Annotated in this window: 1 protein-coding gene; it reads left to right on the top strand. The window is 77.1% G+C overall.

What is annotated here, in order from left to right:
- On the top strand, positions 1–406 hold a 406-nt coding region (locus tag D588_RS25640; protein WP_043086339.1), incomplete at both ends, for a hypothetical protein.

Below are 406 nucleotides of genomic sequence, written 5' to 3'. Positions count from 1 at the left end.
CGCCGGCGGCGCCGCGCCGACGCTGCGCAGCACGCCGATCCTGCTGCTGCCGAGGCGCAGCGCCGGGCAGTGGTCGCGGCTGTCGCCAGTGCCGGAGGCCGATGCGCTCGGCTCGCGCGCGCGCAAGGTCGCCGACCATCTCGCGGCGCATGGCGCCTCGTTCTTCGACGAGATCGCCGCGGCCACCCGCCTGCTCTCCACCGAACTGGAGGCGGCGCTGACCGAGCTGGTCGCCGCCGGCCGGGTCCATTGCGACAGCTACGCCGGCCTGCGCGCCTTGCTGGTGCCGGCATCGAAGCGCCCGTCGGCGCTGTCGCGGCGGCGGCCGCGCATGGCGCTGTACGGCGGCATCCAGGATGCCGGGCGCTGGGCGCTGTTGCGGGCCGGCGCCGAGGCCGACGACCCA

The organism is Xanthomonas sp. SHU 308, assembly GCF_000364645.1.
In the GTDB taxonomy this organism is placed as follows: domain Bacteria; phylum Pseudomonadota; class Gammaproteobacteria; order Xanthomonadales; family Xanthomonadaceae; genus Xanthomonas_A; species Xanthomonas_A sontii.
This window is presented reverse-complemented; position numbering and strand designations above follow the sequence as displayed.